Origin of the sequence: Umezawaea endophytica (genome assembly GCF_025061645.1) — a bacterium.
GTDB classification, from domain to species: Bacteria; Actinomycetota; Actinomycetes; order Mycobacteriales; family Pseudonocardiaceae; genus Umezawaea; species Umezawaea endophytica.
The window spans coordinates 244592-264704 of record NZ_JANYMP010000002.1 but is presented as its reverse complement, the minus strand read 5'-3'; the positions used below and the strand labels follow the sequence as shown (position 1 = coordinate 264704).

The 20113-nt window shown below is 72.3% G+C and carries 18 protein-coding genes; 12 read left to right on the top strand and 6 right to left on the bottom strand.

The features are described from left to right. The first annotated feature begins 50 nt into the window (after positions 1–50). Positions 51–1508: a helix-turn-helix domain-containing protein gene (locus tag NZH93_RS04775; RefSeq protein WP_259621670.1), complete on the top strand. Its 1458-nt coding sequence runs from the start codon at positions 51–53 to the stop codon at positions 1506–1508. 16 nt (positions 1509–1524) lie between these two features. Here NZH93_RS04775 and NZH93_RS04770 read toward each other — a convergent pair whose 3' ends face one another. Then, entirely contained in the window at positions 1525–2895 is a 1371-nt protein-coding gene (locus NZH93_RS04770) for an aldehyde dehydrogenase family protein (RefSeq protein WP_259621669.1), read from the bottom strand. Positions 2896–3034: 139 nt separating this feature from the next. On the opposite strand from NZH93_RS04770, the gene NZH93_RS04765 reads away from it, so the two are divergent. Then, on the top strand, positions 3035–4501 hold the full coding sequence (locus NZH93_RS04765; RefSeq protein WP_259621668.1) for a helix-turn-helix domain-containing protein: 1467 nt from the start codon (positions 3035–3037) through the stop codon (positions 4499–4501). A gap of 61 nt (positions 4502–4562) precedes the next feature. On the opposite strand, the gene NZH93_RS04760 is transcribed toward NZH93_RS04765, so the two are convergent. Beyond that, a complete protein-coding gene (locus NZH93_RS04760) occupies positions 4563–5195 on the bottom strand; it encodes a lytic polysaccharide monooxygenase auxiliary activity family 9 protein (RefSeq protein ID WP_308214164.1) in 633 nt (210 codons plus the stop codon). A gap of 127 nt (positions 5196–5322) precedes the next feature. Here NZH93_RS04760 and NZH93_RS04755 point away from each other — a divergent pair, with 127 nt between their 5' ends. Genes NZH93_RS04755 through NZH93_RS04740 form a run of 4 tightly spaced genes read left to right on the top strand, consistent with a single transcriptional unit; the run spans position 5323 to position 7532 of the window. Then, positions 5323–5922 (top strand): ribonuclease FAU-1 family protein, encoded by a 600-nt coding sequence (locus tag NZH93_RS04755; protein ID WP_259621667.1) that lies wholly within the window; start codon positions 5323–5325, stop codon positions 5920–5922. After that, positions 5919–6524 carry a nucleoside/nucleotide kinase family protein gene (locus NZH93_RS04750; protein ID WP_259621666.1) on the top strand — a complete coding sequence of 202 codons (606 nt, stop codon included), beginning with the start codon at positions 5919–5921 and terminating at the stop codon, positions 6522–6524. The genes NZH93_RS04755 and NZH93_RS04750 overlap by 4 nt, the downstream gene beginning before the upstream one ends. Before the next feature lie 17 nt (positions 6525–6541). Continuing rightward, positions 6542–6829: a DUF6412 domain-containing protein gene (locus tag NZH93_RS04745; protein WP_259621665.1), complete on the top strand. Its 288-nt coding sequence runs from the start codon at positions 6542–6544 to the stop codon at positions 6827–6829. 34 nt (positions 6830–6863) lie between these two features. Beyond that, a complete protein-coding gene (locus NZH93_RS04740) occupies positions 6864–7532 on the top strand; it encodes a YidC/Oxa1 family membrane protein insertase (RefSeq protein ID WP_259621664.1) in 669 nt (222 codons plus the stop codon). Here the strand turns inward: NZH93_RS04740 and NZH93_RS04735 are convergent. Next, the gene (locus tag NZH93_RS04735) at positions 7441–8487 is read right to left on the bottom strand and encodes a fatty acid desaturase family protein (RefSeq protein ID WP_372506588.1); all 1047 of its coding nucleotides are present in this window, start codon (positions 8485–8487) and stop codon (positions 7441–7443) included. The two genes, NZH93_RS04740 and NZH93_RS04735, sit on opposite strands and share 92 nt — an antisense overlap. Positions 8488–8565: 78 nt before the next feature. Then, positions 8566–10089: a PucR family transcriptional regulator gene (locus NZH93_RS04730; RefSeq protein ID WP_259621662.1), complete on the bottom strand. Its 1524-nt coding sequence runs from the start codon at positions 10087–10089 to the stop codon at positions 8566–8568. Positions 10090–10201: 112 nt separating this feature from the next. Between NZH93_RS04730 and pruA the strand changes: the two genes are divergently transcribed. Both pruA and NZH93_RS04720 read left to right on the top strand, forming a co-directional pair. Then, positions 10202–11827 carry an L-glutamate gamma-semialdehyde dehydrogenase gene (gene pruA / locus NZH93_RS04725; RefSeq protein WP_259621661.1) on the top strand — a complete coding sequence of 542 codons (1626 nt, stop codon included), beginning with the start codon at positions 10202–10204 and terminating at the stop codon, positions 11825–11827. A gap of 12 nt (positions 11828–11839) precedes the next feature. Beyond that, positions 11840–12763, top strand: a complete 924-nt coding sequence (locus NZH93_RS04720; RefSeq protein ID WP_259621660.1) for a proline dehydrogenase family protein — start codon at positions 11840–11842, stop codon at positions 12761–12763. A gap of 74 nt (positions 12764–12837) precedes the next feature. On the opposite strand, the gene NZH93_RS04715 is transcribed toward NZH93_RS04720, so the two are convergent. Continuing rightward, on the bottom strand, positions 12838–13749 hold the full coding sequence (locus NZH93_RS04715; RefSeq protein WP_259621659.1) for an alpha/beta hydrolase: 912 nt from the start codon (positions 13747–13749) through the stop codon (positions 12838–12840). A gap of 110 nt (positions 13750–13859) precedes the next feature. Between NZH93_RS04715 and NZH93_RS04710 the strand changes: the two genes are divergently transcribed. Both NZH93_RS04710 and NZH93_RS04705 read left to right on the top strand, forming a co-directional pair. Continuing rightward, on the top strand, positions 13860–14474 hold the full coding sequence (locus NZH93_RS04710; RefSeq protein ID WP_259621658.1) for a TetR/AcrR family transcriptional regulator: 615 nt from the start codon (positions 13860–13862) through the stop codon (positions 14472–14474). A 38-nt stretch (positions 14475–14512) separates the two neighbouring features. Next, a complete protein-coding gene (locus NZH93_RS04705) occupies positions 14513–15007 on the top strand; it encodes a DinB family protein (RefSeq protein ID WP_259621657.1) in 495 nt (164 codons plus the stop codon). A gap of 6 nt (positions 15008–15013) precedes the next feature. On the opposite strand, the gene NZH93_RS50520 is transcribed toward NZH93_RS04705, so the two are convergent. Next, entirely contained in the window at positions 15014–17614 is a 2601-nt protein-coding gene (locus tag NZH93_RS50520; protein ID WP_259621656.1) for a tetratricopeptide repeat protein, read from the bottom strand. 91 nt (positions 17615–17705) lie between these two features. Here NZH93_RS50520 and NZH93_RS04695 point away from each other — a divergent pair, with 91 nt between their 5' ends. Beyond that, positions 17706–18293, top strand: coding sequence for an ArsR/SmtB family transcription factor (locus NZH93_RS04695; RefSeq protein ID WP_259621655.1), 588 nt, complete (start codon positions 17706–17708; stop codon positions 18291–18293). Further along, on the top strand, positions 18286–20094 hold the full coding sequence (locus NZH93_RS04690) for a S9 family peptidase (protein WP_259621654.1): 1809 nt from the start codon (positions 18286–18288) through the stop codon (positions 20092–20094). Before NZH93_RS04695 ends, NZH93_RS04690 begins: the two co-directional genes overlap by 8 nt. Positions 20095–20113: the final 19 nt, after the last annotated feature.

Below are 20113 nucleotides of genomic sequence, written 5' to 3'. Positions count from 1 at the left end.
CAGGTTGCGGTCACGGGTAATCGCGGGTCATCCTGGGTGTTGGAGGTCGCATGCACCCAGCCGACGACGCCCAGCGGCGCTCGCGCGCGCTCAGCCGGGTGTACGACTCGGTGCTGTCGGGTGTCGGCGGCGAACCCCGCCCGGTCATCTCCGAGTCGTGGCACCGGTCGCTGGCGGCGCGGGTCGACCCCGAGCAGCGCGTGGCGCCGGTCGTGTACGAGGCGTCGCAGGTCGTGGACCTGCGGGACGCCCACCCGCTCGCGTCCGTGCTGCCGCTGCTGCGCGAGACGCTGGTGAGCATCGCGGACGAGGCCATGCACGTCATGATCATCACCGACGCCGACGGGAACGTCCTGTGGTGCGAGGGCGAGTCGGGGATCCGCCGGGCCGCCGACCGCGTGCACCTGACCGAGGGCGCGCAGTGGAGCGAGTCCGCCAGCGGCACCAACGCGATGGGGACCGCGCTGGCGCTGGGCAAGCCGGTCACCGTGCACTCGGCCGAGCACCTGGTCCGGGCCTACCACGGGTGGACGTGCGCGGCGAGCCCCGTCCGCGACCCCGACACCGGTCGGATGCTCGGGGCGGTCGACATCAGCGGCCCGCTGCGGACCGTGCACCCGGCGATGGGGGCCCTGGTCTCCGCCGCGGCCCGGCTCGCCGAAGGGCAGTTGCAGGTGCAGGTCGCCACCCGCGACGAGCGGTTGCGGGCGCGGAACATGCGTCACCTCACGGCGTTGCGGGGTGAGCCGGGCGCGTTGCTGAGCCCCACCGGGCGGGTGCTGGCGACCGAGCCGCTGGGGATGCTGCCGAACCGGATCCCGGTGGCCGTCGACCGACTGGTGCTGCCCGACGGACGGATCGGGGTGCTCGAAGCGCTGGCCGAGGGGTACCTGCTGCGCGTGCCCCGTACCGGTGGCCCGGCCCGGAAACCGTTGCTGTCACTGGATTTCCTCGGCACGGACCACCCCGTGGCCGAGTTGGACGGTCGGCGGCTGCCGTTGTCGCTGCGGCACGCCGAGATCCTCACCGCGCTGGCGCTGCACCCCGCAGGGCTGACGGCGGAGCAACTGGCGCTGCGGCTGTACGGGGACCGGGGGAACCCGACGACCGTCCGGGCGGAGATGCACCGGTTGCGGGCCCAGTTGGGTGATGGCGTCCTGCTGACCCGGCCCTACCGGCTGCTGGCGGACGTGCGCGGGGACTTCGTCGCCGTCCGGAAGGCCGTACGGGGTGGGGACGCCACCGCCGCCGTTGCCGGGTACCGGGGCGCGCTGCTCCCGAGGTCCGAGGCGCCCGTGGTGTGCGAGGAGCGGGAAGACCTGCTGGCCGGGGTGCGCCGGGCGGTGATCAGCCGCGGTGACGCGGAGAGCCTGTGGGAGTTCACCCGCACCGACGACGGGCGCGACGACGCCGAGGCGCTCGACCGCCTCGCCGGTGCGCTGCCCCGCGAGGACCTGCGGCGGGAACTGGTGGTCGCGCAGCTCCGCCGGGCGTTGGCGGACGACTAGGGCCCGCCGGGTCCGATCAGTACGCCACCACCATGTTCTTCGTGTGCTGGTAGGACTCGACCAGGTCGCGGCGCTCGGCCAGGAACCCCGCGTGCGACGGGTGGTTGTTCACCCAGACCCGGCCCGCCCTGATGGCCCTGCCGGTGCGGTAGCCGACGCCCGCGTCCCGCGACCACACGCCCGCGGACGGGCTGGGCGGGACCTCGTTGACGGCCTTCACGGCGTCGTCCACGTCGTCGAAGCGGCTGACCAGGGTGATCGGGCCGGTGAAGTCCTCGTGGACCACGCGGGTCTTGTGGTCGATCTCGAAGATCGCCGGCGCCACGTAGTAGCCGCCGCCCAGGTCGACGGGGTCGCCGCCCATGACGAGGCGGGCGCCCTCGCGGACGCACTGGTCGACGCGGGTCAGGGTGCGGGCCAGGTGGGCGGCGCTGACCTGCGGGCCGGCCGTGGTGGTGGGGTCGAGCGGGTCACCGAGGCGGACGGCTCCCGTGCGGGCCGTGGCGTCCAGCAGGAAGTGGTCGTACGCCTTGTTCTGGACCATCGCGGTCGAGGCCCGGTTGAGGGTGAACCCGGCGAACCCGTCCAGGGCGCCGGTGTAGCGGGCGTCGTGCTGCCGGGTCAGGTCGGCGAAGTAGACGGTCGGGGTCCAGCGGGTCTGCTCGGGGACGATCACGGCCTTCGCGATGCGGCGGTTCGCGGACATCGGCGCGGCGGCCTCGACGTCGAAACCGGTGACGACGTTCAGGACCCCCGGCGGGAGCAGGTCGCTGATCAGGCCCACGAGCACGTGGATGGACGCCGGGGTGTGCTCGGACGGCTTCAGCACCACGGTGTTGCCCGCCGCGAGCGCGGGAGCGAGGTGCCAGGCGGTGGTGAGCAGCGCCGACGTCCACGGGACGGCGATGCCGACCACGCCGAGCGGCTCGTGGAAGTGGTGGGCGACCAGGTCGCCGTCCGACCTGGAGATGCCGCCCTCCTGGGCGCGGGCGACCGCGGCGCAGTAGCGGAAGTGGTCGGCCGCGGCGGGGAGGTCCGTGAACAGCGTCTCCCGGATGGGTCTGCCGCTGTCCCAGGTCTCGGCGACCGCGATGACCTCCAGGTTGTCCTCGACGCGGTCGGCGATCTCGCACAGCACGGTGGCGCGGTCGGCGGCCGACGTGCGGCCCCACGCCCGTGCCGCGCCGTGGGCGGCGTCGAGCGCGTGGTCGACGTCCTCGGCCGTGCCCCTGGCCACCCTGGTGAACACCTCGCCCGTGACGGGTGACGGGTTGTCGAAGTAGAAGCCCCGTGAAGGCGGCACGTACTCGCCACCGACGAAGTGGTCGTACTGGTCGCGGAACGCGACGATGCCGCCCGATCGGCCCGGTGCCGCGTACTTCGCCATGTCGGGGTCTCCAGCCTGGGGTGCGTCGAGGGAACCAGGACGGTAGGAAGATCGACGTTGCAGTCGCGTTGCATCGCGGGCGGCTTGCCGCGACGACCCGGCGCGCGTCATCCTGACGGCGGAAGCGGGGGGAGGACCGATGCACCGGGGTGACGACCAGCGCGTGGTGGCGCGCGTGTTGAGCCGGGTGCACGAGGAGACCCTCGCCGGAGGACCGACCGGGGTCGCGCCCCGCGCGCTGATCTCCGAGTCCTGGAGCCGTTCCCTGGCCGCCCAGGTCGATCCGTACCGGCACGAGGCGCCGATCGTCCTCGGTCCGGACGAGGTCGCGGAGCGCTGGGCCGGGCACCCGCTGTCGACCGTGCTGCCGGTGCTGCGGGAGACGTTGATGGGCATCGCGGAGGACGCGATGCATGTCATGATCATCACAGACGCGGGCGGTCACATCCTGTGGACCGAGGGCGAGCGGGAGGTGCGCCGCAGCGCCGAGGACGTCGGCCTGACCGAGGGCGCGCGGTGGACCGAGGAGGCCATCGGCACCAACGCGATGGGCATCGCGCTCGCGGTCGACACGTCGGCGGTCGTGCACTCCGCCGAGCACCTGGTCCGGACCTACCACGGGTGGACGTGCGCGGCGAGCCCCGTGCACGACCCGGACACCGGGCTCACGATCGGCGCGGTGGACATCAGCGGACCGCTGAGCATCATGCACCCCACCATGGGCGCGCTGGTGTCGGCCGCGGCTCGGCTGGCGGAGAGCGAGCTGAAGCTGCGGCTGGCCGCGAGCGACGAACTGCTGCGGTCGCGGAACATGAGGCACCTCATCGGGTTGCGCGGCGAGCCGGGCGCGCTGCTCAGCCCCACCGGCCGGGTGCTCGTCGCGGAACCGCACGGTCTGCTGCCCCGGCGGGTGGACCTCACCTCGGACCGGGTGCCGCTCGGCGACGGCCGCGAAGGCGTGCTGGAACCGCTGGCCGAGGGTTACCTGCTGCGGGTGGCGAGGCCGACCGGACAGCAGCGGCAACCGTTGCTGTCGTTGACGTTCCTGGGCGTCGAGCACCCCCGCGCCGTGCTGAACGGCCGCGAGCTGCCGCTGACGTCCCGGCACGCGGAGCTGCTGACCGCGCTGGTGCTGCACCCGCGGGGGCTGACCGCGGAGCAGCTCGCGCTCAAGCTGTACGGCGACCGGGGGAACCCGGCGACCGTGCGGGCCGAGCTGCACCGGCTGCGCGCGCAGGTCGGCACGGGCACGCTGCTGACCAAGCCCTACCGGCTGCGGGCGGACGTGCAGGGCGACTTCGTCGCGGTGCGGGAAGCGGTGCGGCGCGGGGACGTCGCCGCCGCCGCGGTGGGCTACCGGGGAGCGCTGCTGCCGCGCTCGGAGGCGCCGGTGGTGCGCGAGGAGCGGGAGGACCTGCTGGCGGGCGTCCGCCGGGCCGTGCTCACGCTGGGGGACGTGGAGAGCCTGTGGGAGTTCACCCGCACCGACGGCGGGCGCGACGACGTGGAGGCGCTGCGCCTGCTCGCGCGGGAGCTGCCGCGCGACGACACGAGGTGCGAACTCGTGGCCGGGCAGTTGCGCCGCGCGCTGGCCGCGGACGGCTGAGGGGGAGCCCGACGTGGGCTCCCCCTCAGGTCGTTCCGGTGAGCACCGCCCACCACCGGGACTAGTAGATGACGTCCGAGCAGGAGTAGAAGGCCTCCGGGCTGTCCGAGCGCTGCCAGATCACGTAGATCAGGTGGCGGCCGGTCTTGCCGGACGGGAGCTTCACGTTGATCTGGTACGCGCCGTTGGCGATCGTCGGCTCGGTGACCTTCGCGAACGACGAGTCGAGGTCGCTCCACTTGAGCGGGGCCGAGGGGTTCCAGCCGGTCTTGGTGCTGAACAGCTCGAACGTGCCGCGGTGCGGGGCGGTGGCCTTGAGCTGGAAGGTGATGTTCGCGCCGCTGGTCAGCTTCGTGGCCGCCCAGTCGGTGCGCGGCAGGTCGAGGCCCTTGTACTTGTCGCGGCCCGCGCTGCACAGCTTGCCGTCCGGGATGATCGACCGGCTGTTGCCCGCCGCGTTGGCGATGTTCACCTCGTGCCAGTCGTACATGGCCTGCGTGCCGCCCGCGGCGATGGCGGCCTTGCAGCCGCCGGACGTCGGGGCTTCGGGGTTCTCGTTCCACCGGCAGTTGTACGTGCGGCTGAACGGTCCCTGCGCGGAGCCGTGGCCCTGCGCCACACCGGTCATGAGCATCGGCAGCGCGACGGCGATGGACGCGAGGACGGCCACCAGACCGAGTTTGCGAGCTTTCACGTGGTCACTCCCTACAGTGTTCGGTTGGCGGCCTGGCACCCAGCAGAGGACTAGACCTTTAGTCTCATAGGTCCAGACCTGTTGCACCAGGACCGGATGGGCGTATCCACCCCTCTAGGCTGGGCGCATGGGGTATTTCCAACCGGGGGCCACGGTTCTGCGTCGCGAGGTCCTGCACGGCGCTCCGTGGGTGGTGACGCCGTCGCGGGTGGTCGTGGACGAGCCGGACCTGCTGGTCGTGTTCCTGGTGCCGGGAACGAGGTTCGGCTACCCGCCGCACCCGTGGCCGCACGAGAAGCAGCTCGCGGGGAACGCGACCTGGCGCGGGCACGGGAAGCTCCAGATGCACCGGCCGGACGACGCCTACTCCGTCGACCTGTACTGGGAGGGGCCGTCGCGCCGGTTCCACGGGTGGTACCTGAACCTCCAGGACCCGTACCGGCGGACGCCGCTGGGGTTCGACACGCTCGACCACGAACTGGACTACTGGGCGCCCGCGGACGGGCCGTGGGTCGAGCGGGACCGGGAGGACTTCGAGCGGCAGGTGGTCGAGGGCAAGTACTCGGCGGAGCTGGCCGAGCGGGTTCGACGGCAGGGCAAGGAGATCGAGGCGATGCTCACCGCGGGCACGACGTGGTGGGACCCCGCGTGGGCCTCGTGGGAACCCGACCCGGACTGGCCCGTGCCGACCCTGCCCGACGGCTGGGAGGACTACCCGCAGCCGTGAAGGTCCGATCGCTGACACCCGAGACCCTCGTCGCCGAACTGGTCGAGCGGATCGACGCCCTCCCCCGCGCCGGGTGGACCCGCGTGGTCGTGGACGGCGCCGCACCCGCCGCGCCCGGCTCGCTGGCCGACGCGCTGGTCGACCCGCTGAGGGCTCGCGGCCGTCCGGTGCTGCGGGTGTCGGCCGCCGACTTCCTGCGGCCCGCCTCCGTCCGCCTGGAGCACGGCCGCACCGACCCGGACGCGTTCCGCGACGACTGGCTCGACGCGGGCGGCCTGCTGCGCGAGGTGCTGACCCCGTTGGAGCCGGGAGGCTCCGGCAAGGTGCTGCCGTCGCTGTGGGACGCGGCCGCGGACCGGGCCAGCCGCGCGTCCTACGTGACGCTGGGCGAGGGCGGGGTCCTGCTGCTGGACGGCACGCTGCTGCTCGACCGCGGCCTGCCCGCCGAGCTGACCGTGCACCTGTGGCTCTCCGCGGGCGCGCTGGACCGCAAGACGTCCGCCGAGCAGCGGTGGACGCTGCCCGCGTACGACGGCTACGACCCCGCCGCCGACGTGCTGCTCCGCTACGACCACCCGGATCGCCCCGCCCTGGTGCTCTGAGTCGGTACAGTGGCGCCATGACGAAACGGCAGCGGCTGCAACTGCTGCTCGTCATGCTGTTCCCGGCCCTGTACGCGGTCACCCTCTTCACCCAGCCCACCGAACTGCTGGCCGCGATCACCGCGCTGGCCGTCGTGCTGCTGCTGGTGGCCGGTCCCGTCGTCCCGCGGGCCGCGCCCGCGTGGACCCGCTCGCTGTCGTTGCGCGAGAAGGCGATGCGCACGGCCTTCCTGCGCCTGCGCGACCCCGACGCGGCGGGCCGCCCCCGTCCCCGAGCGCCCGGACGCAGCGTTCTCGCTGCCTAGTCCGGTTTTCCGCTCGAACTGACGGAGTGCTCCCTTGTTCTACTCGCTGGGCTCTGCCCTGGCCGGGTTCGTCGCGCCCGCCGCCGCCATCGTCCTGTTCACCATCCTCATCCGACTCCTCACGCACCCGCTGACCCGGTCGGCCGTCCGGGCCGAGAAGGCCAGGAACGCCCTCGCGCCGGAGGTGCGGAAGCTCCAGGAGAAGCACGGCAAGGACGTCGTGAAGCTCCAGGAAGCCACCATGAAGCTCTATCAGGACTCCGGGACGTCGATGTTCGCCGGGTTCCTGCCGATGTTCGCCCAGATCCCGTTCTTCATGGTCGTGTACCGGCTGGTCACCACGCCGAACCCGCTGCTCGACTCGACGTTCCTCGGCGCGCCGCTCGGAACGGGGTGGCTGACCGGGTTCGGGCACACGCCCGTGTTCCTCGGGCTGTTCGCCGCGCTGGCGCTGGTCGCCCTCGGCAGCGTGCGCTGGTCGGCGATGATGGCCGAGCGGAACGGGGTACCGCAGACCCCGTTGACGCGGGTTCTGCGGTACCTGCCGTTCGGCACGGTGCTGATGGCCGCCGTGCTGCCCCTGGCGGCCGGGATCTACCTGCTGACCACGACTACCTGGACGCTGATCGAGCGAGCTTGGCTGCACCGCGCAGCGGCGCGCCCGCCTCGTGCAGGTGCTGGAGCACGTAGCCGTACGACCTGAACAGGCCGCACTTGGCGTAGGAGATCGAGTGCTGCTCGCAGAAGTCGTGCACCAGCGCCTGCGCGCGGCGCAGGTTCGGCCGCGGCATGCTCGGGAACAGGTGGTGCTCGATCTGGTAGTTCAGGCCGCCGAGCGCCAGGTCGGTGAACCAGTTGCCGTTGACGTTGCGGGAGGTCAACACCTGCTTGCGCAGGAAGTCGAACTGGTGCTCGTCGGTCAGGACCGGCATGCCCTTGTGGTTCGGGGCGAACGAGACGCCCATGTACAGGCCGAAGATCCCCTGGTGGACGAGGATGAAGAGGACGCCCTTGAGCGGTGACATGACCAGGAACACCGCGGCGAGGTAGCCGACGAAGTGCACGGCCAGCAGTGCCGCCTCCAGCGCCCAGCCCTTGACCTGGCGGCGGAACACGGCGTTGACGCTGATGACGTGCAGGCTGAAGCCTTCGAGCAGGAGCAGCGGGAAGAAGAAGATCGCCTGGTGCTTCGTGATGAAGCGGAAGATCCCCTTCTTCGTGAGCGACTGCTCGGAGGTGAAGGCGAGCACGGAGATGTCGACGTCCGGGTCCTCGTCGATGTGGTTCGGGTTCGCGTGGTGGCGGTTGTGCTTGCCGATCCACCAGCCGTAGCTGACACCTGTCAGGAGGTTCCCGTGAACCAGGCCGACGAGGTCGTTGCCCTTCCGGCTCTGGAAGATCTGGCGGTGGCCCGCGTCGTGGCCGGTGAAGGCCAACTGGGTGAACACCACACCCATCACGACCGCGACGGCCAGTTGCCACCACGAGTTGCCGACCACCACGAAGGCGGTCACGGCGAGCGCGAGCGCCAGCGCGTTGCCCGCCAGCCGGAACGTGTAGTAACCGATCCGGCGGTCGAGGAGACCCGCCTGCTTGATGGTCCGGGACAGCTCAGCGAAGTCGCTGCCCCGCTTGCCTGCCGCGTCGACGGTCAACAGCCCGGTTTCCTTTCGATGTGCCCCCTTCCCGCAGAGTAGAGGGGCGTCGCAAGAATCGGGTAAAGCATGAGGAGAACCTCAGCCCAACCTCAGTTGCAGTTGGGCGAACAGGCGCTGCAACGGGTCGCCCAGATCGACCCCGGAGACCTCGGCCGCCCGCCGCACGCGGTAACGGAGCGTGTTCGGGTGGACGTGCAGGAGCTTCGCCGCCGACCGGACGTCGCCGAACGCGTCGAGGTAGGCGAGGACGGACCTCGCGAGCTCCCCGTCCAGCTCCGCCAACCGGGGGTCGCGGATGCGCGGGTGCTCGGCGAGCAGGGCGAGGGTCTCGCCGATGAGCACGCGGGACCGGACGTCGTCCAGGGTCGCCACGTCGACGTCCAGGTCGCGGTCCATCGCGTCGAGCACCCGGTCCGCCTCCTGCCGCGACGTCCCCGCCTCGTCCAGGGTGGGCACCGTCGAGCCGACGGCCGCGCGGACGCCGAGGCCGATGTGCTTGTGCGCGGCGGCGACGATCTCCTTGGTGAGGCTCAGGAGTTGGGCTCCGGGCGGCAGGTCGGGCAGCAGCGCGTAGGTGCGCGCGCCGACCTGCGTCACGAGCGCGCTGCGCCGGTACGCCGCCGCGTGCACGGAGATCAGGCCGGTCAGCTCGGACCGCCGGAGTTCGGCCTCGGTGCGGTCGGCTGACTCGTCGTGCGAGGCGAACACGACGACGGCCGCGGGTTTGCCGGGGTCCGCGCCGATCTGCCCGGCCACCGACTCGGCGTCCGTCCGACCGTCCAGCAGGGACGCCAGCAGGTTCTCGCGGAACGCCACCGTCGGCTCGTTGCGGCGTTGGACGAGGTGCAGGGCGGTCACGCGGGCCGCTCCGAGCAGCGCCCGTTCGGCCTGCTCGGTCAGCGGTGCGTCACCTTCCTGGACCCAGATCGTGCCCAGTGGAGTGGTGCCCGCGTGGATGCCGATGGCGATCCGCCGCCGGATCCCGAGTTCCGGCCGCTCGTCGATGCGCACGACCTCCTCGCCGGACCGGAGGAGCTGGTAGACGCCCCAGTCGCGAAGCATCTTCAGGTACGGCTCCGGTCCCTGCCTGCCGAGGATCGACAGCCGCCGCAGCTCGTCGACCTCGTCGCTGGACCGCGAGTACGCGAGCACCCGGCTGGAGGTGTCCTCGATGCTCACGATGCCGCCGGTCAGCGCGGCGATCGTCTGGGCCAGCGCGAACAGGTCGCCGAGCACCTCACCACCCGCCGCCGGACTGACCAGAACGCCCCTGACCAGCGACTCCAGGTGCTCCCACCGCACTTCGGGGCGCACGGCGACGAGCGCCACGCCCGCGTCCAGCGCGGCCTGCCTGAGCAGCGGCGACAGCACCCCGTCCGCCTTCACCACCACCGCGGCGGCCCGGCGCGCGGCCCGCACCAGCGGCACCGCCGCCCGGCCGCGCGCGCCGATGACCAGCGCCAGGTCACCCGGCCGGACGTCGGGGACGTCGTCCGGGTCCAGGATCACGACGTCCAGCACGTCCACGTCGAGGCCCTTCGGCGCGACCTGGAGCTCGACCAGCGGGTCACCGAGCGCGATCAGCACGTCCTGGAGGCTCATCTTTGTCCGTTCAGCCAAATGGGTACCCCGATATTAGCCAGTCGAACAAAGGTCGGACGGTCTCCGAGACCTACCGTTGGAGGGGACATCCGCTGTTGTGGAGGAGCTGCTCGTGGACGCTGTGACCAGGGTTCCGTCGCCGGTGAACGAGCCGGTCTTGCAGTACGCCCCCGGTTCGCCGGAGCGCGCTGAGCTGCAAGCGAAGCTCGTCGAGCTGGTCAAGGAGCCGCTCGAGGGGACCCTGACCATCGGCGGCGAGCAGCGGGCGGGAGGCGGCCCGAAGTTCGACGTCGTGCAGCCGCACAACCACCGCGCCGTGCTCGGCACCTTCACCAGCGCGACCCACCAGGACACCGAGGCCGCCATCGCCGCGGCCCGCGCCGCCGCCCCCGCGTGGCGGGCGCTGTCCTACGACGACCGCGCCGCGATCCTGCTGCGCGCGGCCGACCTGCTCGTCGGGCCGTGGCGGTCGACCATCAACGCCGCCACCATGCTGGGCCAGTCGAAGACCGCCATCCAGGCCGAGATCGACGCCGCCTGCGAGCTGGCCGACTTCTGGCGCTACAACGTCGCGTTCGGCCGCACGCTGCTGGCCGAGCAGCCCACCAGCTCCGCGGGCGTGTGGAACCGCACCGACCACCGGCCGCTCGAAGGCTTCGTCTACGCGATCACGCCGTTCAACTTCACCGCCATCGCGGCCAACCTGCCCACCGCGCCCGCGCTGATGGGCAACGTGGTGCTGTGGAAGCCGTCCCCCACCCAGAGCTTCGCCGCGCAGCTCACCATGCGCCTGCTCGAGGAGGCGGGCCTGCCGCCGGGCGTCATCAACCTGCTGCCCGGCGACGGCATCGCCGTGTCCGACGTGGCGCTCGCGTCCCCGGACCTCGCGGGCATCCACTTCACCGGCTCCACCAAGACGTTCCAGCACCTCTGGGGCCAGGTCGGCGCGAACATCGCGAACTACCGGAGCTACCCGCGGATCGTCGGCGAGACCGGCGGCAAGGACTTCGTGCTCGCCCACCCGTCGGCCGACGTCGACGTGCTGCGCACCGCGCTGGTCCGCGGCGCCTTCGAATACCAGGGCCAGAAGTGCTCGGCGGCGTCCCGCGCCTACGTGCCCCGCTCGGTGTGGGCCCGGATGAAGGACGCGTTCCTCGCCGACGTGGCCGCGCTGACCGTCGGCGACGTGACCGACTTCGACAACTTCATGGGCGCGGTCATCGACCGCCGCTCGTTCGACAAGCTCTCCGGCGTGCTGACGGCGGCGCGCGGCACGGACTCGCTGGAGGTCGTCGCGGGCGGCACGGCCGACGACGGCGTCGGCTTCTTCGTCCAGCCGACCGTCCTGCTCGGCACGGACCCGGCGCACGAGGTGTTCACCACCGAGTACTTCGGCCCGGTGCTGGCGGTGCACGTCTACGACGACGCCGACTACGACAAGGTGCTGCGCCAGATGGAGAGCGCGTCCCCGTACGCCCTCACCGGCTCGATCATCGCGCGCGACCGCGGCGCCATCGCCCACGCCCAGCAGGAGCTCCGCTTCGCGGCGGGCAACTTCTACGTCAACGACAAGCCGACCGGCGCGGTCGTCGGCCAGCAGCCGTTCGGCGGCGGCAGGGCGTCGGGCACGAACGACAAGGCGGGTTCGATCCACAACCTGCTCCGCTGGGTCAGCCCCCGTTCCATCAAGGAGACCTTCGTGGCTCCGACCTCGTACCGCCACCCGCACCAGGGCTGAGGGAGAACCGCCATGCTCCGCTCCACCCTCCTGGCCGCCGCCCGCTCGACCGGCGCGCGCAAGCTCGTGGAGAGCACGCCGTTCACGCGCCCGGTCGTGGACCGCTTCATCGCGGGCGAGGACGTGGACGCGGCGATCCGCGCCACCGGCGCGCTGGTGGCCGACGGCCGCACCGTGACGCTCGACCACCTCGGCGAGGACACCCTGGACGCGGAGCAGGCGGACGCCACCGTCGCCGCGTACGGGGAGCTGCTGTCCAGGTTGGACACCGCGGGCTACGCGGACCGGGCCGAGGTGTCGGTCAAGCTCTCCGCCGTGGGCCGGTCCCTGGCGGAGGACGGCGAGAAGATCGCGCTGGAGAACGCCAGGCGGATCTGCTCGGCGGCCGAGGCCGTCGGCACGACGGTCACGCTGGACATGGAGGACCACACCACCACGGACTCCACCCTGGACGTGCTGCGCGAGCTGCGGGTGGACTTCCCGTGGGTCGGCGCGGTGCTCCAGGCCTACCTGAAGCGCACCGAGCAGGACTGCCGCGACCTCGCCCACGCCGGGTCGCGGGTGCGGTTGTGCAAGGGCGCGTACCAGGAGCCCGCTTCGGTGGCGTTCCAGGACAAGGCCGACGTCGACCTCTCGTACGTGCGCTGCCTGAAGGTCCTCATGGCGGGCGAGGGCTACCCGATGGTCGCCTCGCACGACCCCAGGATGATCGCCATCGCCGCCGACCTGGCAGGCACGAGGCCGCTCGACGGCTACGAGTTCCAGATGCTCTACGGCATCCGCCCGGAGGAGCAGAAGCGGATCGCGGCGGCGGGCAACACCATGCGCGTCTACCTGCCGTACGGCGACGAGTGGTACGGCTACTTCATGCGCAGGCTGGCCGAACGCCCGGCCAACGTGGCGTTCTTCCTCCGGTCGCTGGTGACGACCGGCTGACCAGAGCCGCGGTAGGGCGGTTCGGGTTCGGTTGACGGCGGGCGTCGCGGGAGCGGTGCCCGCCGTTTCCCGTGCTAGCCAAGGCCGAGCAGCGGGCGGAGCCAGGTCGCGATGGCGGCCAGCGTCCGGTCCGCCTCGGGGGCGCGGCCTGCCATCGTCGTGTGGACGTGCTGCATCCCCGGCACCACCTCCAGGGTCACGTCGACCCCCGCGGCGCGGGCCAGTTCGGCGAAGCGCTGGGCGTTGTCGAGCAGCCCCTCGTCACCGCCCGCGCTGAGGTACACCGGCGGCAGCCCGGTCGGGTCGGAGCGCAGGGGGTTCGCGAGGGGGTCCCGCGGGGAGCCGTCCGCACCGAGGTACATGCCCGCCATGGCCTGGATCAGCGGTCGGTTCAGGAAGGCGTCCTTCGCGGCGTTCGTGTCGAGCGTCCCCTCCGCGGCCTCCAGGTCGTACCACGGCGACATCGCCACGATCGCGGCCGGAACGGGCCTGCCCTCGTCGCGGAGCCTCAACACCGTGCCGGTGGCCAGGTTCCCCCCTGCCGAGTCACCCGCGGTGGCGATGTTCCCGGCCTCGAAACCGTTGTCCAGCAACCACCCGTAGGCGGCGACGGCGTCGTCGAGCTGGGCCGGAAAGGGGTGCTCGGGCGCGAGCCGGAACTCGACCACGAGCGCGCGGATCCCGGCGGCCTTCGCCAGGTGCGCGGCCAGCTTGCGGTGGCTGCTAGCGGAGTTGCCCAGGAACCCGCCGCCGTGGAAGTACAGGACGACGCGGTCGTCCACGGCTCCCACGGGGTTGCACCAGAGCGCCGGACGATCGCCCGCGACCACCTCCTCGTAGGTGACCCCGGTCGGTTCACCGGCCATGGTGGACAGTCCGTCCACCATGTCGCGCAACTCCGGGAGACCCATCGCCGGGTTGGCGGTGGTGCGCTCCGTCATCCGCGTCATGAGGTCCCGGAGCGCGTCGGACTGGGTGCTGGGCATGGCGGTTCTCCGTTGTCCGGTAGGCGGAACAGCCCTGATCGGCTGCTGCTCCGGAGTTTCCGCAGGCAAAAATGGAATGTCAATTCCAGTCCGTGCTACCGTCGCCGACCGTGTCGACCGGTGAGAAGAACCTGACCAGCCGAGGCCGCGCCACCCGCGACCGGATCGTCGAGACGGCGGCGCGGGTGATCATGGCCCGCGGTGTCGCGGGCACGACGATCCAGGACGTCATGGCCGAGGCCCAGGTCAGCACTTCGCAGGTGTACCACTACTTCTCGGACAAGGCCGCGCTCGTCGCGGCCGTCATCGAGTTCCACGCGGGCCTCGCCGAACCGGCCGAACCGGCGGACCCCGACAGCGTCGAGAAGCTGGAGAGGTGGTGCCGCAACGCGATCACCACCCAGATCGAGCGGGACTTCGTCGGGGGCTGCGAACTCGGCAGCCTCGCCAGCGAACTCGCCGAGACCTCCGAGGGGGTCCGGATTCAGCTCGTGCAGGCGTTCGCGCGCTGGGAAGCCCCGCTCAGGCGGGGGCTGCGGGCCATGCGCGCCCGCGGCGAACTCCGTCCGGACGCCGATCCCGACGCGCTCGCGCTGGCGCTGCTGGCGGCGTTGCAGGGCGGCATCCTGCTGACGCAAACGCGCCGGAACATCGACCCGCTGCGCGCCGCGCTGACCACGGTGATGGCCCAGGTGCGCAGTGCCGTGATCACGCCGTCCCCCTGAGTCCTCAGCGCCACAACGGTTCCGCGCTACCCTGCGGCATGGCGGAAACCCAGCGGGAACCTGTGCCACGGGTCGACTCGGGCGAACTCGACACGGCGCTGGCGTTCCTGTCCTTCGCCCGGCACTGCGTGCTGAAGAAGGCGGACGGCCTGACCGACGAGCAGTCGCGCCGCGCCCTGGTCGACAGCGGCACCTCCGTCCTGGGGCTGGTCCAGCACCTGGCCGAGGCCGAGCGCTACTGGTTCGGCCACCACCTCGCCGGGGCCGCGTGGACCGGGGACGGGGAGCTCGGCATGGCCGTCCCCGCCGACCGCGCCGCCGAGGACGTGCTGCGGGACTACCGCGAGGCGATCGAGGGCAGCGACCGCGCGATCCTCGCCGCGGGCGATCCGGACGCGCGCTTCGCCGTGCCGGTCGACGGTACGCGGCACACGCTCCGGTGGGTCCTCGCCCACATGACGAGCGAAACCGCCAGGCACGCCGGGCACGCCGACATCCTCCGGGAGCGGCTCGACGGCACCACGGGTCGCTGACGCCCGTCAGGACGGCGTGGCCACGGCGTCCAGGACGAGGTCCACAGCGGTCAGGGCGCGGGTCAGGCCCGCTGGCGAGGTGTTCGCCGTGCGGGCGACCCGCACCGCGCGGTGGGCGGCGTCGAGGGCGTGTTCGAGGGCGGTACCGGTGGCGGCGCAGAGCCTGGCGTAGGTGGCGAGCGCCTCGGAGTAGCCGATGTCCGCCGCCAGGTTCTCCGGGGTGCGGAGCAGGTGCCAGAGGACGACGGCCGTGTGCGCCACGTCGCGGGCCTCGTCGTGCCGACGGGCTTGGCCGAGCGCGAGTGCGAGGCGGTGCAGGGCGTACAGGTGGGCGGCCGGGTCGGTGAGGTCGCGCCACAGCACCACCACCAACTCGGCCAGTTCCACGGCCTTCCCGTGGTGCCGGACGGCGGACAGCTCGTCCGACAGCGCCACCACCGCCCGCGTGACCCGAGGCCCGTCGACGACCAGCGCCTGCCGCGGGAGCAGCCGGACGATCAGCAGCACCTCGTCCACGGCCCGGTGGGCCTCGTAGTCGCGCCGGTCGTAGAGCAGCACCCCGGCCAGCGTCGCCCACGCCACCGCGAGGTCGACGCGGTGCCCGCCGGTGCGGCGCAGCAGGTCAACGGCCTCCTCGGCCGCGGCGAGCCGGTCCTCGAACCGGTCGGACGTCTCCACGAGGTGGCACAGCGCGGCGGCCAGCGACGCCTGGTGCCCCGGCAGCCCGGACTCGGCGACCCGCCGCCGAACAGCCACCGCCTCCTCCGCGAACCGGACGGCGTCGACCCGCCGGTCCGCCTCCAGCAGCAGCGACGAGCAGGACGTCAACGCCACGGCCAGGTCCGGCTCGAAACCCCGCGGGTTCACGGCGACGAGCCGCCGCAGCACCACGATGGACTCCTCGACCACCTCCACGGCCTCGGCGCGCAGGTCGTTGCTGCGCAACACCATCCCGATCTGGGCGAGGGTGCGGGCGAAGTCCGGTTCGAACCGCGGATCGGCCTCCGCGACGACGCGCCAGGCCTCGACGGTCCGCTCGGCGACCTCCGACGCCTCCGAGGTCCGGCCCACGTCGAACAGCCGAACGGCCAACTGGTGCCCGGCTTTCGCGAAGTCGAGCCGGAACAGCCCCGGACTGGCCACCGCCAACCCCTGGTACAGCGCCGTGGCCCTCCCGATCGCCTCCACGGCTTCCTCGCGCAGCCCCAGGGCCGTGCACCGCTGGGCGAGTTGCTCGAACGCGGCGGCCAACTGCGGCGTGCGCTCCGGGTCCTCGCCCACGACCTCCTCGCACAGCGCCACCGACTCCCGCGCCGCGAGCAGCGCCTCACCGGGCTCCCCGACGGCGACGAACCGGAGTCCCAGGTCCCCCAACGCTTCCGCGAGCGCCGGCCGGTGCTCGGTCTCGTCGTCCACGGCGAGTTCCCGGTACAGCCCGACTTCACGGTGAGCGGCGACCAGTGCCTCGTCCCGCAACGAGGCGAGCGCGGCCCGAGCCCCCAGCATCCCGTACAGCTCGGCGTGCTCCAACGGGTCCGACCCGACGGCGACGGCGTGCTCGACCAACCGACGGGTCAGCACCGCGGGCAGCACGTCCCCGGTCAGCCGCTGCTCGTCGAACACGTGCGGGGCGATGGCCCGCAGCAGCGGGATCGACGACATCTCCACCAGCGCCAGCAGGGTCGACGCGCTGGCCGTGCGCGCGAGTTCGGGATCGGCCGTGAACAGGGCCTCGGCCCGCTTCCGCAGGTGCGGCCACCGCCGAGCGGCCTGCACCAGCGTGCCCAACCCGGCGGCGGACACCTCGGCTTCGATCCGGGGGTCCAGCAGCGCGACCGCCAGGAAGTCCTCACCCAGCCTGGGCGACCCGACCGGAACGCCGTCCCGGCTCATCAGGTGCCGCACCAGGTCGGAGCGCCCGGACCCCGGCGCCGCGCCGAGCACGAACGCGAGCGCCGCCATGTGCACGTCGAACGTCGTGTCCGCGTGCCGCGGCTCGGCCGACGGCCGGTCCACCCCGAGCGTCCTCGCGAACGTCGAGCAGGCCACCGCGTACTGCTCCGCGTGCTCCTCCGGCCGGTCCACCAGCGGCAGGTCCGTCATCACGTGCCCGATTTCGGCTCCGCGCTGCCGGGTCGACGACCACCACCAGCCCGCGAGCCGGGACAGCAGCAGCACCCGGCTCTCGGCGGACGTGCGCTGCCACGGTTCCCGCAGCAGGTCGCGCAGGTCCGCCCACGGCCACCGGTCGGCGTCGTCGACGACCACCAGCAGCCGGGTGGAACTGGCGGCGGGGCGCAGGTCGGCGGAGCCCTCACCGTGCCGGGCCACCAGCACCGTCCACCCCGCGGCGCGGCTGTCGACGACGAACTTGTTGGCCAGCCTGGTCTTCCCGACCCCCGCGACGCCGTGCAGCAGCAGGGTCGCCATCCGTGCCGGGTCGTCCCGCCAGCGGGTCAGCGCGCCCAGTTCGCGGATCCGGCCGTGGAAGGGGACGACCTCGTTGCGCGCGTCCAGCAGACCGCCGGGCCCTGTGTCCGCGCCGACCACCGCCGTGCCGTTCGGCGGGGGGTCGAGTCGGTAGGAGGCGCCGCGATTCCGTTCCACTGCGCCATAGTGCACTCCCCCGTGAGGCCATTGGCACCAACCACGGGTTTCCGCGTTGACCCGCGCGGTATCGCAACACTACTTTCGAAACATGTCTTTCGAACGGCGTCAGCTCACGGACGCGCGTGACCTCCGCGCGTTGAGCCACCCGCTCCGCGTGCGGATCACCGAGCTGCTCGCCAGGGAGGGCGCGCTGACCGCGACCGAGGCGGCGGCCGAACTCGGCACCACCCCCTCGAACTGCTCGTTCCACCTGCGCCTGCTGGCCAGGCACGGTTTCGTCGAGGAGGCCGAGGGCGGGGTCGGCAGGCAGCGGCCGTGGCGGCTCGTGGAGCAGGACACGCGCATCGTGTCGCGCGAACTGGACGAGGAGGGCTTGACGGCGCTGCGCGCGCTGGACGAACTCCGCCAGGTGCGGCGCGGGCACCAGCAGGCGGAGTGGTGGCGCACCAGGGAGGACTACCCGGCCGAGTGGCAGGGTGCGGCTTCGGACTTCCACGCCGTGCTGCACCTGACCGCCGCCGAGGTCGTCGAGCTGCGCGACGCGCTGCACGCGGTGGCCGAGCGCTACCTGGACCGCGGCGTGGTGTCCAACCGCCGCCCCGGCACCGCCCCGGTCGACATCTCGGCCTCGATGATCCCGCTCCGACTTCCACTACCAGGGGGAGAAAATGGCTGAACCACAGGACTTCGCACCGAAGCAGCGGTTCCGCTCCAACATCGCGCCGTCGCCGGACGGGAGGTCCGTCGCCTACGCGGCCAACCCGGACGGGCAGCACAACCTCTACGTGGCACCGGTTTCCGGTGGCGAGGCCCGCAAGCTCACGGACCACGAGCACAACTCGGTCCGCCAGATCGCCTGGTCGCCGGACGGGAAGTCCCTGCTGTACACCGCCGACTTCCAGGGCAACGAGCAGTTCCAGCTCTACCTGGTCGACGCCGACGGCGGCCAGCCCAGGGCGCTGACCGACACGTCGGACCGCCAGCACGTGCTCGGCACCACCCTCGACGACGCCGTCCCGGTCGCGCCCTTCACCCCGGACGGCCGGGCCGTGGTCTACGCGGGGAACGACCGCGACGCGGCGCTGCAAGACCTGCTGGTCCAGGACCTGGACACCGGCGTGGTCACGCGGTTCGAGACCACTCCCGGCACGGAGCTGCACGCCGCGTCCGTGTCGCCGGACGGGCGGTGGCTGCTCGCCTCGGGCTTCCACAGCCAAGCGGACAACGACCTCCTGCTGGCGGACCTGCACGAGCCGAACGCGCCGCTGCGGCTCCTCACCGCGCACGAGGGCAGGCGGCTGCACCAGCCCGGCCCGTGGACGGCGGACTCGTCGGGCTTCCACGTGCGGCACAACACGGCGGGCGAGTTCCTCACGCTCGGCCGGTACTCGCTGTCGACGGGCGCGATCACCGATCTGGTGACCCCCGCCTGGGACGTGGAGCAGGTGGCGACGTCCGGCACGACGACGGCGTGGACGGTGAACGAGGACGGCGTGTCCCGGCTGCTGGTGCGGCGCGACGACGAGCTGCTGGTCCTGCCCGAACTGCCCGCGGGTGTGATCGGGTCGTTGACGATCGCCGGGGACCTGGTGGCGTTCCTGCTGACCACCGGCACCAGGCCGACCGAGGTGGTGGCGCTGGACCTGGCCACCCGCACCCTGAGCTACCTGACGGACAGCGCGCCGGAGGTGGCCGTCGCGTTCGTGGAGCCCGCACTGGTCCGCTACCCGACCCACGACGGCCGCGAGGTCCCGGCGTGGCTCTACCGCCCGCACGGCGACGGCGTCCGGGGCGTGGTCGTGTCGATCCACGGCGGTCCGGAGGCGCAGGAGCGGCCGTCCTACAACTACGCCGGGCTCTACCAGTACCTGCTGTCGCAGGGGGTCGCGGTGCTCGCGCCGAACGTCCGCGGTTCCACCGGGTACGGCAAGACCTACCAGGGCCTCGTCCTGCGCGACTTCGGCGGCGCCGAACTGGGCGACTTCGAGCACGCGGTGGAGTCCCTGCGCGGCCTCGACTGGGTGGACCCCGAGCGCATCGGCGTCTGGGGCGCGTCCTACGGCGGCTTCGCGACCCTGTCGTGCCTGTCCAGGCTGCCGGACCTGTGGGCGGCGGGGGTCTCGATGGTCGGACCGTCGAACCTGCTGACACTGGCGCGGTCGGTCCCGGAGACGTGGCGGATCGAGATGGTGGACCTGCTCGGCGACCCGGACACCGAGGCGGACTTCCTCCTGGAACGCTCGCCGATCACCTACGTCGACGCCATCAAGGCACCGCTGTTCGTGATCCAGGGGGCCAACGACCCACGCGTCGTCAAGGCGGAGAGCGACCAGATCGTGGCGGCGCTGCGCGAACGCGGGGTGGACGTGCGGTACGACGTCTACGACGACGAGGGCCACGGGTTCACCAACCGGGCGAACGAGCTGAAGGCCATCGGCGACACGGCCGAGTTCCTCCTGGCACACCTGCGGCAGTGAGTTCCGCGAGGCCGACTCC

Coding starts and splice junctions, on each gene's coding strand:
- NZH93_RS04690 (WP_259621654.1), top strand. CDS start 18,286: ATGGCTGAACCACAGGACTTCGCACCGAAGCAGCGGTTCCGCTCCAAC.
- NZH93_RS04755 (WP_259621667.1), top strand. CDS start 5,323: ATGGGGTATTTCCAACCGGGGGCCACGGTTCTGCGTCGCGAGGTCCTG.
- NZH93_RS04765 (WP_259621668.1), top strand. CDS start 3,035: ATGCACCGGGGTGACGACCAGCGCGTGGTGGCGCGCGTGTTGAGCCGG.
- NZH93_RS04715 (WP_259621659.1), bottom strand. CDS start 13,749: ATGCCCAGCACCCAGTCCGACGCGCTCCGGGACCTCATGACGCGGATG.
- NZH93_RS04705 (WP_259621657.1), top strand. CDS start 14,513: ATGGCGGAAACCCAGCGGGAACCTGTGCCACGGGTCGACTCGGGCGAA.
- NZH93_RS04770 (WP_259621669.1), bottom strand. CDS start 2,895: ATGGCGAAGTACGCGGCACCGGGCCGATCGGGCGGCATCGTCGCGTTC.
- NZH93_RS04730 (WP_259621662.1), bottom strand. CDS start 10,089: ATGAGCCTCCAGGACGTGCTGATCGCGCTCGGTGACCCGCTGGTCGAG.
- NZH93_RS04695 (WP_259621655.1), top strand. CDS start 17,706: ATGTCTTTCGAACGGCGTCAGCTCACGGACGCGCGTGACCTCCGCGCG.
- NZH93_RS04775 (WP_259621670.1), top strand. CDS start 51: ATGCACCCAGCCGACGACGCCCAGCGGCGCTCGCGCGCGCTCAGCCGG.
- NZH93_RS04720 (WP_259621660.1), top strand. CDS start 11,840: ATGCTCCGCTCCACCCTCCTGGCCGCCGCCCGCTCGACCGGCGCGCGC.
- NZH93_RS04745 (WP_259621665.1), top strand. CDS start 6,542: ATGACGAAACGGCAGCGGCTGCAACTGCTGCTCGTCATGCTGTTCCCG.